Raw genomic sequence first — 13,159 nt, 5'->3', positions numbered from 1 at the left:
CTCCAAACCTGCCCCATTGAGTGCCGCGTGATCGCCATGTGCAGCGATCAAACGTTCTCGTCCTGATCCTCCGTCAGCAAATCGGGCCCGGCCAAGGGCTCGATCAACTGCGCACCCTCGTTGCGCACATTTCCGACCTCTTTGCCCACGGCATGCCAGTGAAAATCGCTGACCGGCCGGCAGCCTTCCTGGGCGATTTGCGCGAGCCGTGAGGCCGGTGTCTGCGGGTCGACCCATTCCCGTGCGAGCTCGGGCGTCAGCACCAGGGGGCGGCGGTCGTGGATGTCGAGCATGCCCGCGTCGCTCGCTGCGGTGATGATGACGAAGCCGTCGCGCTCATCCGGCTCAAGGCCAGGCCTGACCTGTCCCAAGGCGGCGAAGTACATCGGCCCCTGGTCGTTCAGATGGATGAAGTACGGCTGCTTGCGCTTCGAGTCGATCGGGTCTTTCACCCATTCGTACCAGCCATTGGCCGGGGCCAGGGCGCGACCGTTCGGCCACAGATCCTTGAAGAACTTGCCTGTCATGACCGTTTCGACCCGCGCATTGATCGGGTCGGGCCGTTTACCTTTGGCCCAGTGGGGCGACCAGCCCCAGCGCACTTTGTCGACGCTCAGGCCGTCAGTCACCGGGCGGATGATTTCGACGCGGGTGGTCGGCGCCACGTTGTAACGCTCGATGGGCCAGAGATCGTAGCCGTTGATCACCAACTGCTCTGGCGCAAGCGTCTTGAGGTAATGGTCCATTGGCTCGTAGATCGAGTAGCGTCCGCACATGTGTCACCCGTCGAATTTTCCTGCCTACAACATTGACCGCACGCGGCTGAGAACGTTAACTGTATATACGTACAGTTAACAAACACAAGGTCAGTCCCATGAGTGTCACCATCCTTGGCCGGTTGTCAGCGGCGGGCGAGCGGTTCCCCCTTTATGCCTTTCAAGTACCGGCGGGTTTTCCCTCGCCAGCGGCCGATCACATCGAGCGGCACATCTCGCTGGACGAGCTCTTCGACATCCGCGCGCCCCATGTCTATCTGGTCAAAATAGAAGGCGACAGCATGCAGGGCGCGGGCATTTATTGCGGCGATCTGGTGATCGTCGACCGCAGCCTGTATGCCGAGCATGGCGACATCGTCATCGCCGCGCTGAATACCGAGCCCGTCTGCAAACGCCTGCACATGCGTGGCAACGAGGTCATCCTCAAGTCCGAGAACACCAAATACCCGCCGCGCTACGTTATGGAGGGCGACGAGCTGCTGATCTGGGGCGTGGTGAAATACAGCGTTCGCGATCACGACAAGGTGATGCACTCGTGATGCAGAGGCTTTCTATATAAGGAAGGCGCGCAGGAGGGGTGTGACAGCACGGGCGTATTGGAACCATTCAAGCGCCCGTGCCACACAGCATAAACCTCTCAGGATGACCTCCCATGCCGCCTGCCTTCCGCCCGTATTCGGGCGTTTTGCGTGTCGTTCGACCGATGCGCATCGCTTCACTGACCGTCGCGGTGCTGTGTGCCGGGTGCCAGTCCTACGGCCCTCCCGAGGCGAGTACCGAACGCACGCCGCGCCTGGTGGCGGGGCTCCATCGCAGCGAAGAGCCGTTGGCTTACTCGCGGCCGACGCAACCCTACGACGGCAGTGATATCTGGCAGCGAATGGGGCAGGATTTCCGCCTGGCCGACGACAATGGCGTCAATGAACGCATCGTGCGTCAGCGCAACTGGCTGCTGGGCAATGCAGGGTTCATCCGCAACGCCAGCCAGCGGGCCAGCCCGTATTTGCACTTCATCGTCGAAACCCTCGACCAGCGCGCGATGCCGGCGGAACTGGCCCTATTGCCGATCATCGAGAGCGCCTACAACCCCAAGGCCAATTCGATCCGTGACGCGGCCGGGCTGTGGCAGTTCATGGCGGCCACCGGGCGCGATTTTGACCTGCGCCAGACCGCTTGGTACGACGGCCGCCGGGACGTCGTGGCGTCCAGCAAAGCGGCGATGGATTACCTGACGCGTCTGCATGGCCAGTTCGGGGGCGACTGGCTGTTAGCGATGGCGGCCTATAACGCAGGGGAGGGCACGGTGAGCCGGGCCATCGACGCGAATCAACGGCGAGGGCTACCCACCGATTACTGGCACCTGAGCCTGCCGAAAGAAACCCAGGATTACGTGCCGCGCCTGCTGGCGCTGTCGTTGCTGGTGCGCGAACCCGAGACCTATGGTGTGAAACTCAGCCCGGTGGCCAACGCGCCGTATTTCACGGAGCTGGAGCTGGCGCGGCCGGTGGATCTGGAGCGCCTCGCTGTCAGCGCCGGCATCGATCGCTCGGTGCTTTTGAACCTCAACCCGGCATTTCTGCGCAAAAAAACAGCCGACGGACCCTCTCGCCTGCTCGTGCCTCGCGACCAGTTCGAGCAGCTTTCCGCCACTCTGGACAAAATGACCGACGACGTCGTGCACGGTAACGAGGCACTGGCGGTCACGACTGCCACGGCGTCAGCGGGAATTGTGCGCCCCTGAGGCGACGCCTCAGCCGTGAGGTTGTCCGCTTCGGGCCCACTTTTGGCAGCAATGGGCTCGCCGTGTACCGGCGCAGACACACATCCGCCCGCCTGCTTTGCACGTCCCATCGACCCGGATGAGCCGGGTCAGACTTATTCACACAATGAATTAACGAAAATTTCAGCGAACTTTGCCGGCGTTTTGTAAAAACGCCGATACATCATGGCCAGTCGCCTTCGAAGACACAATTCGAAACATCCACTGCCCTAGGTTGATGAGCCTTTTGGCTCGTTGAGCAGTGCCTGGCAGATCATCCTGCGCGGCGAGGAATAGTTGGATCCCATTACCGAATCGTTATTGATCCGCAAACCTTTGCTTCGCTGTTAATAGTTCAAATCATGATAGTCGGTATGTCCGACCCGCTAAACGCAAGGGGTTTGGACCTATACGCGAGAGTACAGTAAAGCGTGTTCGGAAAACCGACTTGGCTCAGTCGGATTTCCGAACGGAGTTAAACTAGCCTTCCTTGAAACTAATAATTCAGGTGTCAATGATAGGGTCGCTTTAAATAGGTGGGTGACGTTATATAAGTTATAAAGGGGCGGGATATATAAGTCAGGCGATCACGTAAGTTCGCATTACTTGTCCGGGACGAGCGAATATTAAATAGGCGGTGGTCGAGCGCGCGCGAGGAATGACAATAAGTTTGAAACGGCATGAGTCAGCGTGCTGGCTTGTCAACCGGTTCGCCGCCGCCATAGCGATGAGGGGAAGACAAAGGGGACGCACCATGGCAGAGCATAACCTGATGATTGTTAAGCTATTGTGATGCAGGCGCCAGGCTGGCCGGGCCGTTGGACGCCTCCGACGCTTCATCGTCCAGTCGGGGGCAACGGATGATTTTAAATAGTCGTTTGAATGTTTTGCGGATAATTAGTTGTCTTCGTCAATAAAGTCAAAGTGCTATCACTGGTCGCGTGTGAAGTAGGTCTCGCGACGTCGGGGAACTAAATTTAATTGTGGCTGCCTTTGTAATGCGTGGTATTAATAAATCGCTTGCTCCCACTACGAGAGGTATCGATGAAAGAAGAAATCGATGTAAGCGACTGTTCCTGTCCGCCAGAAAATGTGGCGCTGGATATCCAGCAGATAGCATTGAATACCGCAAACCTGAGTATGGATTTGCTGCTGTGCGGGGAGACAGGAACAGGCAAAGACACGCTGGCCAAACGTATTCATGACTTGTCCGGTCGGACAGGTTCTTTCATCGGTATGAACTGCGCGGCTATTCCGGAATCCCTCGCGGAAAGTCAGCTGTTCGGGGTCGTGAACGGCGCCTATACCGGTGTCAGTCGGTCTCGGGAGGGGTACATCGAAGCGGCCTGCGGCGGCACGCTGTACCTGGACGAGATCGACAGCATGCCGCTGAGCCTGCAGGCCAAGCTGCTGCGGATTCTGGAAACCCGGGGCATCGAGCGACTGGGGTCGACCGACTTCATTCCGGTGGACCTTCGGGTCATCGCTTCGGCGCAGCGCCCTCTGGATGAACTCGTGGAACAAGGGCTTTTTCGTCGCGACCTGTTTTTCCGGCTCAATGTGCTGACTATTCAAATGCCAGCCTTGCGCAAGCGTCGCGAGCAGATCCTGCCATTGTTCGACCAGTTCACCCAGCAAGTCGCCGCCGATTTTGGCTGCCCGGTTGCCGAGCTGGACAATCGCCTGGTGCAGGTCCTGCTCAGCCACTCATGGCCCGGCAACATTCGCGAGCTGAAGTCGGCCGCCAAGCGGTTTGTGCTGGGGTTCCCGCTGCTGGGCGGCGATGCGCCTGCGGACCGTGACCTGGAAACCGGCCTGAAGACCCAACTGCGCGTCATCGAAAGGATGCTCATCGAAGACGCACTCAAGCGTCACAAACACAGCCTGGAAGCGGTGGTGCAGGAGCTCGAAATTCCCCGGCGCACCCTGTACCACCGGATGAAGGAGCTGGGGATGAATGATGCTGAAGAAGCGGTGATTTCGTAGGACCGGCTTCAGCCGGGAAGAGGCCGGTGTGAACGGTATGAGATGTGTGGTGTGACGCCTGACGCCTTCCCGGCTAAAGCCGGTCCTACAAACGCGAGTTCCGCCCTGAAGCCCCACAAATACCTGCCTCACCAAGCGCGCTGTTTCGCAATGGACGCCTCGCAGCCAATCTCGCGCAGCCAATGTCGCGTAACCCTGAGATACCAGAGGTCGTGGATGAGTGTGTACGAGTTATTCGATGAGCAACTGGAGGACGACCATCAGGTGCCGAACCTGCGGGTGGTGGCCCGCAGTCTCGGCCAGTTGGGGATCGACCTGCTGCTGTCAGGCGAAACCGGGACTGGCAAGGACACCGTCGCCAGCCGGATTCATGCGCTGTCCGGCCGCAAGGGCCGGCTGGTGGCGATGAACTGCGCGGCCATCCCGGAATCCCTGGCCGAGAGCGAACTGTTCGGCGTGGTCAGCGGCGCCTACACCGGTGCCGATCGGGCCCGGGTTGGCTACATCGAAGCGGCCCAGGGCGGCACGTTGTACCTCGACGAGATCGACAGCATGCCCTTGGCCCTGCAAGCCAAACTCCTGCGGGTGCTGGAAACGCGCTCCATCGAACGCCTCGGCTCGACATCACCCATTGCCTTGGACGTGTGCGTCATCGCCTCGGCTCAGCGCTCCCTTGACGAGATGGTCGAACAGGGACGTTTTCGCCGGGACCTGTATTTCCGCCTGAACGTCTTGACCGTGACCCTGGCGCCTTTGCGCGAGCAGAGGGCGCGCATCCTGCCGTTGTTCGCGCGTTTTGCTGAAGCCGCGGCGCAGGAATCGGGTGTTCCGATGCCCGAGACCACTGGCGTGCTGCGCCACGTCCTGCTCAACCACGACTGGCCGGGCAATATCCGCGAACTGAAATCAGCCGCCAAGCGTCACGTCATGGGCTTTCCGCTGCTGGGCGGGGAGGCCAGCGAAGAGGGCGAATCATCGGGCCTGAGATCGCAGTTGCGGGTCATCGAAAAAGCGCTGATTCAAGCCGCGCTCAAGCGCCACAACAACAGCGTCGATGCCGTGAGTCAGGAGCTCGAAATTCCCCGTCGGACGCTCTACCACCGCATGAAAGAGCTCGACGTCTGACCTCCGTTTATCCCGCTTTCTCTGGCGACACACCCTGCGTTCAAACGGCCAGATCCGCAGCGTCCCCGCCTGCTACGAACTTTATTGAGCGACATGGGAACCGATCCTGAGGTCCGGGCCACCCATTGGCACCAAGCACTTTCGCTGGTGATGACTCAGGAGTGTTCGACATGCCAAATCCAATAGCAATGGTCGGTGGCCTCGCCAACAGCTTTATCACTGGCGCTGGGCAGGCGACTCAGCAGGGCGCCAACGCTGTGACCAAAGTCCAGCAGGAAGGCCAGATCACTGATTCCGCTGCCCCTTCCAAGGCCGAAGCGGCACAAAACGCCGCTACCGAAAAGGCCGATGCCAGCCAGGCGCGCCTGATTGCCATGCAGACCGAAGCCGACATCCGCAAGCAGACCAACGATGTCCTCAGCGCCATCCGTTCCGGCAAGGAAGACAGCGCCAACAAGGCGATCAGTGCCGAAGCGCAGAACGCCAAGGGCATCAGCTACTGATCGGTCCGAGCGCCCCCTGAAAAGGGGGGCATCCACCTAAGGATGGAGGTTTCATGCTAAGTCTCAATGCCAATACCAATCCGCTGCAAAACCTGCACATCGGCACCGTGGCTTCCCAGCCGACGTCAGGCGGCGACAAGACCCCGCAGTCGCTGAAGGACGTCATTGATCAGCTGGCTCAGGCGCTGACCAAGGACGGGCACCTGGACAAGGAATCGCCGCTGGGCCAGATGGTCGGCAAGCAGATGGAGAAGAACAATCCGTTGGCGTCCCTGATCGGCGGCAATCCGGACATGATCAAGGCGGCGCTGGGCGACCTGATCAAAGACAAGCTTGGCGACAATTTTGGTGCTGCCGCCGATGCAGGCCAGGCGGGTGCCGGCGCGCCGGACCTGATGTCAAAGACCCTCAACGGTCTGGCCAAGGCCTCACTGGACGACCTCCTGACCAAGACGGACAAAGGCACCACCTTCTCCAAGGGCGACATGCCGCTGCTGGAAAAAATCGCTGAATTCATGGACCAGCGCACGGCCCAGGATCCGGTCAAATTCCCGGCACCGGACTCGGGCTCCTGGAAGAATGAGCTCACGGCTGAGGGCGACAACTTCCTCGACGGCAAAGAGACCGCTGACTTCCGTTCTGCGCTCGACTCTCTGGGCGGTCAACTCGATCAGCAACAGAACGGCCTCAGTGATGCCGGCGGCGGATCGCAGCTGAGCAGCCTTTCTCCCGCCGATCCATCGGGCGGCGCTATGCAAACCCCCGGCAGCGTGAATCAGGACCTCGGCCAACTGCTCGGTGATCTGCTGCAGAAGGGCGTCAATGCCAGCGTCGGCGGCGGCCTCGGTACGCCGATGAACGACGCGTCTCAGTCGGGCGGTGCCACCCAGAGCGTGACCCAAGACCTGGGGCAACTGCTCAGCGGCCTGATCAAGAAAGGCCTTGAAGCTGAACAGAACGGTGCCGGCGTCAACGGCGCAGGCGGGCAAAACCCGTTCGCCCAACAGGATCAGCAAAACACCCTGGCCCAGGCCGCTGCTGCCCTTGTCTCGGCATTGGTGGGCGGTGGCAACAGCAGCAATAGCAACAGCCTGTCCTGAACCGAGCTGCGCCCCTCGACACCGTCTGCCGGAGAACCCCCGTGACCCTTTCCAATGTCAACCAACTCAAATCGCCGTCCACCGATCTTGAGCCACGCCTGGATCAGGGACTGGTCAGTGGGCCTTCGCAGGCGGACGTCGATCTGTTCAACGCCGCCATGCGTCCCGAGCTGTCGATGCAGCAAAGCCATTTGTCCGAACAGATCGCCAGCGCGCTGTCGGACCGTCTTGGCGCCACTGACAAGCTGTCGCAGCAAGCGGCGCGCAAGATGAAACGGGCGTCCACCACTGACGACCCGCTGGAAATTTCCCAGATGAGCCGGTCGCTGTCGCAGTATTCGCTGCAAATGGCGCTGACCACCAAAGTCGTCAGCAAGAGCGCCCAGGCCCTCGATAAACTGACCAACCTGCAGTAGAGGCATGCCGTGAAATACCTGACTGCGGGACTGATCTGCCTGATGCTGCTGCTCAGCGGGTGCAGCGATGACACGGACCTGTTCACCGGGATGTCCGAGCAGGATTCCAACGACGTGATCGCCAGCCTCGCCGACCAGCACATCGACGCGCGCAAGCGCAGCGAGAAGACCGGTGTGGTCATCAGCGTGCCGACCGCCGAGATCAACCGTGCCGTGCGGATCCTCGATGCCGCCGGCCTGCCGCGTCGTTCGCGCACCAGCCTGGGTGAAATCTTCAAGAAAGAAGGGGTTATTTCCACGCCGCTGGAAGAGCGCGCACGGTACATCTATGCGTTGTCCCAGGAGCTGGAAGCGACGCTGTCGCAGATCGACGGCGTGATCGTCGCCCGCGTGCATGTGGTGCTGCCTGAACGCATCGCGCCGGGCGAGCCGGTGCAGCCGGCTTCAGCGGCGGTGTTCATCAAACACACCTCGGCCCTCGACCCCGACAGCGTGCGCGGGCGTATTCAGCAGATGGTCGCCAGCAGCATTCCCGGCATGTCCGGCGAGCCCCTGGATTCGAAGAAATTCGCCATCGTGTTCGTGCCGGCGGCGGAGTTTCAGGACACCGAACGGCTGGTGAGTTTCGGACCGTTTCTGGTCGACAGCGCCAACCTGGATTTCTGGAACCGCATGCTGTGGCTCGCGCCGTTTGCCGCGCTGCTGCTGATTGCCCTGATCGTGTTGGCCCTGCGGGGTGACTGGCGCGATGCGCTGTTGCAACGCATCGGCCTGCGCCGCAGTGCCCGGACGAGCATGCCGGTGAGGGCGTAATGCTCAGCGCCGAGGAGCACTGGATTCGCTGGTGGTGTGCGCCATGGGAATGGGCCCATGCCGACTGGATCGACGTGTTCGCGGACCACTGTGGCGTGACGCGCGAGGATGGCACCGAGTTGCTCGGCACGCGGCACGACGTCTTTCTGCACAGCGTCGGCGTAGTCCCGAGCCAACCGCCGCCGCCCGTTGACTCGATGATGCAATGGCTGCAACTGGGTGACGCGCAACAGCAGCAGGCGCTGTCGTTGGCCGGCCGCATCTGTTTCGGCCAGGGCGGGCAGGCGAGCGCTGATCACGCCGGGCACGTGCATGAGCCCTGGTGCCGCGCCGTGGCCAAGGCGTTGCGGCCCGGTTTATGGCTGGACGCCTCGGTGAGCGATGCGCGCGTATTGCTGGCGGCGTGGGCGGGCGAGCCTTGCTGGTCACGGCTGCGCCTGTCGTGGGCGCCGGATGTGTTGCCGACGGCGTGCGCCGAGCTGCCCGAGAACAAGCTGCAAACCCTCTGGCACTCGGTGTTGTGGCGAGTGACGACGCCTTGATGATTGCCGTTACCTCATTGTATTTCAGGAGCTGAACATGCTCGCCAAGCGTCGTCTCGTGTTGTCTTCCTCCGCCGTGCTGGTCACCGACATCCTGCGTCGCGAAGACCTGGCCGGTACCGTGCTCGCCGCTGAGGTGCTGGACAATGCCCGGGCAGAAGCCGAGCAGATTCTGGCCGCCGCCCACGCCCAGGCGCAGCACGAAAAGGATCAGGCGCTGGCGCAATTCTGGGACAGCGCCAACGGTTTTCTGCAGCACCTGGAGCAGCAGCGACTGGCCTTGGCCGAGGCGTCGATGGAGGCCGTGGAAGCCCTGCTCAATGAGGCCCTTGCCGAGTTGCTCGACCAGACCACACTCGCTGAACGCAGCCGCGCCCTGATGCGCAATCTGGCTGCCGGACAGTCCGTTGAAACCACCGCCGTGCTCAGCGCCCATCCCGACATGCTCGACAGCCTCGGCGAGTGGCTGTCGGCCAGTCGATTCGCCGGTCACTGGCAGCTCAAGCCCGACCCGGCCCTGGCGCCGCAGACCCTGCGCCTGAGCGACGCCAACGGCGCGTTCGACATCGACTGGGACAGCCTGCGCCGCGGGCTGGTGGGGTCTTCGGCGCCTTCATGAGATTTTCTTGACCCGGTTGTGACGGTTCATGGAACCGGAGCGGCCGCAGGTTCCACTCAGGGGTTGAATCCCTCAGTTGGAGCCACCGGCATGATCAGTTTCAAATCCCTGCAAAACCACCTCGATCACTCCTATTCCCGCGCCCAGGACAATATGCAGGACGCCGCCGAAACCGCCTCGGAAAGCGGCACCATGGAAGACTTCCAGGCGTTCAGCGATGCCTCGCAGCAGACCAACGTCGCCAACATGATCCTCAACGAAGGGCTGCGCGCCAAACACGGCATCACCAAAGCGATCATCGATGGAATTCAGTGAATTCAGCGCGATCCTCGCTCAGTGGTGGGCGCGGCGTCCGCGCGCCCCACTGGACTGCTGGATCGCCGATGCCAACGCGCGACTGGCGGTGTCGGGCAACGGCATTCGCCTGAGCCTCGGTGTGCTTGATCCCTACGACGGCAGCGACCCGCAACGCCTCGACGCGGTACTCGCCCAGGGCGGTGCCGGTGTGGCCTGTGCCTGTGAGGGCGGACTGGCGATCGACCCCGACACCCGCTGCGTGGTGTTGGTCAGCTGGATTCCCGACCCCTGCAATCCCACGCAACTGCTCGAACGTCTGGAGCGCCTGGCCAATCAGCGCGCCGCGATGCTCAGCCTCATGCAAACCTCGATTCGCAGCGCGACCGCCTCGTCGTCCCGCTCGACCCTCAAAACCTGGCAACCGGGAGTGTGAAATGCGCAAGGCCTTAATGTGGTTGCCTTTGCTGATGATCGGCATCGGCGCGCCGGCGCTGGCAGCGGTGCCAGACGCCTGGAAACACACCGCCTACGCCTACGATGCGCGGCAGACCGAGCTGGCCACTGCGCTGGCAGACTTCGCCAAGGAGTTCGGCATCGGCCTGGACATGCCGGCGATGCCGGGCACGCTGGACGGGCGCATTCGTGCGCAGAACCCTCAGGAATTCCTCGACCGGCTGGGTCAGGAGCATCACTTCCAGTGGTTCGTCTACAACGAGACCCTGTACATCAGCCCGACCAGCGAACAGACCTCGGCACGGATCGAAGTGTCGCCGGAAGCGGTCGACGACCTGCAGCAGGCGCTGTCCGATGTCGGCCTGCTGGACAAGCGTTTCGGCTGGGGCGCCTTGCCCGACGAAGGGGTGGTGCTGGTGCGCGGTCCGGCCAAGTACGTCGACTTCGTGCGCAGTTACAGCAAGAAGGTCGAGGCACCGGAAAAAGCCGAGAAGCAGGACGTCGTGGTCCTGCCGCTGAAGTACGCCAACGCCGCCGACCGCACCATTCGTTATCGCGATCAACAGCTCACCGTCGCCGGCGTCGCGAGCATTCTTCAGGAGCTGCTGGAAAGCCGCTCCCGTGGCGAATCCATCAACGGTGTCAACCTGCTGCAAGGGCAGGGTGGTACAGCCGGATCCGGAGGCGGCACCACGTCGTCGGGCCTGAATTACGGCGGCATGGAAGGCCAGGGTTTCGACACCGGCGCCATCGAACAGGGGCTGGACCGGGTGCTGGGTTCACGTGGCAAGCGCGGCGGGTCCTCCAGTGAAGAGAAGGGCCGTTCGAAGATCCGCGTCAGCGCCGACGTGCGCAACAACTCGGTGCTGATCTATGACCTGCCCAAACGCCGGGCGATGTACGAGAAGCTGGTCAAGCAACTGGACACGCCGCGTAACCTGATCGAGATCGACGCGGTGATTCTCGACATCGACCGCAACGAACTGGCGCAGCTGTCCAGCCGCTGGAATTTCAAGGGCGGCAGCGTGAGCGGCGGCGCCAACCTGTTCGAGCAGGGCACCAGCACCACGCTGTTTATCCAGGATGCCGGTAAATTTTCGGCCGACCTGCATGCCCTCGAAGGCAACGGCGCGGCGTCGGTGATCGGCAATCCGTCGATTCTGACCCTGGAAAACCAGCCGGCGGTGATCGACTTCAGCCGTACCGAATACCTCACTGCCACTTCCGAACGCGTCGCCGACATTCAGGCCATCACGGCAGGCACCAGCTTGCAGGTGATTCCGCGCTCCCTGGACCAGAACGGCAAATCCCAGGTGCAACTGATCGTCGACATCGAAGACGGCCAGATCGACACCTCGCAAATCAACGAAGATCAGCCGGCGGTGCGCAAGGGCAACGTCAGCACCCAGGCGGTGATCGCGGAGCATGGCTCCCTCGTGATCGGCGGATTCCACGGGCTGGAAACCACCGACAAGGTCAACAAGATCCCGCTGCTGGGCGACATTCCGGTGATCGGCAAGCTGCTGTTCCAGTCCCGCAGTCGCGAGCTGAACCAGCGTGAGCGCCTGTTCATCCTCACGCCTCGGCTGATCGGCGATCAGATCAATCCGGCGCGCTACGTGCAGAACGGCAACCCCCACGATGTCGATGACCAGATGAAGCGCATCAAGGAACGTCGCGACGGTGGTGAACAACCGACCCGCAGCGATGTGCAGAACGCCTTCACCCAGTTGCTCGACGGCGTGACCCCGGTGGGCTTCAACAGCGGCGAGACCCTGCCGTTCGAAGCCGACAGCCTGTGTGATCCGGGCGTCGGCCTGAGCATGGATCGCCAGCGTTCCCAGTGGTTTACCCGCAAGGACTGGGGCATCGCGGTGGTCGTGGCGCGCAACACCACCAGCAAGCCGGTGCGCATCGACGAAAGCCGCTGTGGCGGTCGCTGGGTGATGGGTGTTAGCGCCTGGCCCCATGCGTGGCTGCAGCCGGGGGCGGAGAGTGAAATCTACATCGCCCTGCGTCAGCCGCAGGTGTCGAGCAAGGCCAAACAGAACCGACCTTCGCTGCTCAAGGGGGCTACACGATGAACCTGCGCGGTTTGCTTTTGCTGTTTCTGGTCACTGCCACGTTGGCGGGGTGTGCCACCCATGGGTGCTCGGGTTATTCGTGCAAGCGGCCAGATTCCAATGACCGGGAGTTGGTGATCTGGTGGCCGCCGGACATGCGTCAGGGGATTGATGAGCGTGACCATGAGCAGGATTTTACTGTGGTGCCATTAAAGGACTGAGCATGATTCGGGTATCGGAAAAAGCAGCGTTTTATGCCCACGTCGCCGCTGAGCGTGCGGCGATCTGGCCGGTGGCGACGGGCGTGGCGTTTGTCAGTCGACGTGAGCATCGGGACTGGGGCATTGCGTTGCATATCGAGGGCCGGGCCTTGCGTCCGGAGCAGTTGCGCGATGCGTTGGAGCGGCGGTTTTCGCAGGCGGAGTTGTTTAACGATTTCTTTTTGTTCTTGGATGTTCAGCGGGATTTTGTGGTCTGGCATGCGGTGCCCGATGCGCAGGGGGCGGCGGTGAGTCTGGACAGTATTCGGCGGCAGGAGCTGGAGCTGGCGGGGTTGGGGCATCTCAGTGATGCTTTGCAGTAATTCAAGATCAAGAGCCTCGGCCTAACGGCCTCGTGTTTCGCCTTCGGCGAGTTACTTGGAAAAGCACCCCAAGTAACCAAGGGTGCTTGCTCCTGGTTTGGCCCTTCCTTCGTCAGGGTCCCTT

15 protein-coding genes and 1 pseudogene are annotated in these 13,159 nt (G+C 61.7%); 15 read left to right on the top strand and 1 reads right to left on the bottom strand.

Going from position 1 to position 13,159, the window contains the following annotated elements; all coding sequences use genetic code 11:
- Window positions 1–47: 47 nt before the first annotated feature.
- On the bottom strand, window positions 48–776 hold the full coding sequence (locus tag QWI18_RS22285; RefSeq protein ID WP_192134543.1) for an SOS response-associated peptidase family protein: 729 nt from the start codon (window positions 774–776) through the stop codon (window positions 48–50).
- A gap of 98 nt (window positions 777–874) precedes the next feature.
- Between QWI18_RS22285 and QWI18_RS22280 the strand changes: the two genes are divergently transcribed.
- The 15 genes and pseudogenes from QWI18_RS22280 (at window position 875) to QWI18_RS22210 (ending at window position 13,035) form a co-directional block, all read left to right on the top strand.
- A complete protein-coding gene (locus tag QWI18_RS22280) occupies window positions 875–1,315 on the top strand; it encodes a LexA family transcriptional regulator (protein ID WP_065989204.1) in 441 nt (146 codons plus the stop codon).
- Between the two features lie 113 nt (window positions 1,316–1,428).
- Window positions 1,429–2,448, top strand: a pseudogene (locus QWI18_RS22275) (transglycosylase SLT domain-containing protein); the annotation flags it as partial.
- A 1,131-nt stretch (window positions 2,449–3,579) separates the two neighbouring features.
- Complete coding sequence (locus tag QWI18_RS22270) at window positions 3,580–4,521, top strand: sigma 54-interacting transcriptional regulator (RefSeq protein ID WP_192134539.1); 942 nt, start codon at window positions 3,580–3,582, stop codon at window positions 4,519–4,521.
- A 216-nt stretch (window positions 4,522–4,737) separates the two neighbouring features.
- On the top strand, window positions 4,738–5,646 hold the full coding sequence (locus QWI18_RS22265; protein WP_192134537.1) for a sigma 54-interacting transcriptional regulator: 909 nt from the start codon (window positions 4,738–4,740) through the stop codon (window positions 5,644–5,646).
- A gap of 170 nt (window positions 5,647–5,816) precedes the next feature.
- Window positions 5,817–6,149: a hypothetical protein gene (locus QWI18_RS22260; protein WP_065989208.1), complete on the top strand. Its 333-nt coding sequence runs from the start codon at window positions 5,817–5,819 to the stop codon at window positions 6,147–6,149.
- Between the two features lie 53 nt (window positions 6,150–6,202).
- Complete coding sequence (locus tag QWI18_RS22255) at window positions 6,203–7,249, top strand: harpin HrpZ family protein (RefSeq protein ID WP_192134534.1); 1,047 nt, start codon at window positions 6,203–6,205, stop codon at window positions 7,247–7,249.
- A gap of 41 nt (window positions 7,250–7,290) precedes the next feature.
- Window positions 7,291–7,665: a type III secretion system inner rod subunit SctI gene (sctI, locus tag QWI18_RS22250; RefSeq protein ID WP_192134532.1), complete on the top strand. Its 375-nt coding sequence runs from the start codon at window positions 7,291–7,293 to the stop codon at window positions 7,663–7,665.
- 9 nt (window positions 7,666–7,674) lie between these two features.
- A complete protein-coding gene (gene sctJ / locus QWI18_RS22245) occupies window positions 7,675–8,478 on the top strand; it encodes a type III secretion system inner membrane ring lipoprotein SctJ (protein WP_369319888.1) in 804 nt (267 codons plus the stop codon).
- A complete protein-coding gene (locus QWI18_RS22240) occupies window positions 8,478–9,020 on the top strand; it encodes a type III secretion protein (RefSeq protein WP_192134528.1) in 543 nt (180 codons plus the stop codon). The genes sctJ and QWI18_RS22240 overlap by 1 nt, the downstream gene beginning before the upstream one ends.
- Window positions 9,021–9,057: 37 nt before the next feature.
- The gene (gene sctL, locus QWI18_RS22235) at window positions 9,058–9,639 is read left to right on the top strand and encodes a type III secretion system stator protein SctL (RefSeq protein ID WP_369319887.1); all 582 of its coding nucleotides are present in this window, start codon (window positions 9,058–9,060) and stop codon (window positions 9,637–9,639) included.
- 90 nt (window positions 9,640–9,729) lie between these two features.
- Entirely contained in the window at window positions 9,730–9,954 is a 225-nt protein-coding gene (locus QWI18_RS22230; protein WP_369319886.1) for a type III secretion protein, read from the top strand.
- Entirely contained in the window at window positions 9,941–10,369 is a 429-nt protein-coding gene (locus tag QWI18_RS22225; protein ID WP_369319885.1) for a type III secretion protein, read from the top strand. Before QWI18_RS22230 ends, QWI18_RS22225 begins: the two co-directional genes overlap by 14 nt.
- Before the next feature lies 1 nt (window position 10,370).
- On the top strand, window positions 10,371–12,473 hold the full coding sequence (gene sctC / locus QWI18_RS22220) for a type III secretion system outer membrane ring subunit SctC (RefSeq protein ID WP_065989224.1): 2,103 nt from the start codon (window positions 10,371–10,373) through the stop codon (window positions 12,471–12,473).
- On the top strand, window positions 12,470–12,673 hold the full coding sequence (gene hrpT, locus QWI18_RS22215) for an HrpT family type III secretion system protein (RefSeq protein ID WP_074891941.1): 204 nt from the start codon (window positions 12,470–12,472) through the stop codon (window positions 12,671–12,673). Before sctC ends, hrpT begins: the two co-directional genes overlap by 4 nt.
- 2 nt (window positions 12,674–12,675) lie before the next feature.
- A complete protein-coding gene (locus QWI18_RS22210) occupies window positions 12,676–13,035 on the top strand; it encodes a type III secretion protein HrpV (RefSeq protein WP_065989226.1) in 360 nt (119 codons plus the stop codon).
- The last annotated feature ends 124 nt before the right edge of the window (window positions 13,036–13,159 follow it).

The organism is Pseudomonas sp. W2Oct36, assembly GCF_041060465.1.
Taxonomy (GTDB): domain Bacteria; phylum Pseudomonadota; class Gammaproteobacteria; order Pseudomonadales; family Pseudomonadaceae; genus Aquipseudomonas; species Aquipseudomonas graminis_B.
This window is presented reverse-complemented; position numbering and strand designations above follow the sequence as displayed.

Excerpts from the sequence above, each read along its gene's own strand:
- QWI18_RS22285 (WP_192134543.1), bottom strand. The coding sequence starts at position 776 with ATGTGCGGACGCTACTCGATCTACGAGCCAATGGACCATTACCTCAAG.
- QWI18_RS22280 (WP_065989204.1), top strand. The coding sequence starts at position 875 with ATGAGTGTCACCATCCTTGGCCGGTTGTCAGCGGCGGGCGAGCGGTTC.
- QWI18_RS22270 (WP_192134539.1), top strand. The coding sequence starts at position 3,580 with ATGAAAGAAGAAATCGATGTAAGCGACTGTTCCTGTCCGCCAGAAAAT.
- QWI18_RS22265 (WP_192134537.1), top strand. The coding sequence starts at position 4,738 with ATGAGTGTGTACGAGTTATTCGATGAGCAACTGGAGGACGACCATCAG.
- QWI18_RS22260 (WP_065989208.1), top strand. The coding sequence starts at position 5,817 with ATGCCAAATCCAATAGCAATGGTCGGTGGCCTCGCCAACAGCTTTATC.
- QWI18_RS22255 (WP_192134534.1), top strand. The coding sequence starts at position 6,203 with ATGCTAAGTCTCAATGCCAATACCAATCCGCTGCAAAACCTGCACATC.
- QWI18_RS22240 (WP_192134528.1), top strand. The coding sequence starts at position 8,478 with ATGCTCAGCGCCGAGGAGCACTGGATTCGCTGGTGGTGTGCGCCATGG.
- sctL (WP_369319887.1), top strand. The coding sequence starts at position 9,058 with ATGCTCGCCAAGCGTCGTCTCGTGTTGTCTTCCTCCGCCGTGCTGGTC.
- QWI18_RS22230 (WP_369319886.1), top strand. The coding sequence starts at position 9,730 with ATGATCAGTTTCAAATCCCTGCAAAACCACCTCGATCACTCCTATTCC.
- QWI18_RS22225 (WP_369319885.1), top strand. The coding sequence starts at position 9,941 with ATGGAATTCAGTGAATTCAGCGCGATCCTCGCTCAGTGGTGGGCGCGG.
- sctC (WP_065989224.1), top strand. The coding sequence starts at position 10,371 with ATGCGCAAGGCCTTAATGTGGTTGCCTTTGCTGATGATCGGCATCGGC.
- hrpT (WP_074891941.1), top strand. The coding sequence starts at position 12,470 with ATGAACCTGCGCGGTTTGCTTTTGCTGTTTCTGGTCACTGCCACGTTG.
- QWI18_RS22210 (WP_065989226.1), top strand. The coding sequence starts at position 12,676 with ATGATTCGGGTATCGGAAAAAGCAGCGTTTTATGCCCACGTCGCCGCT.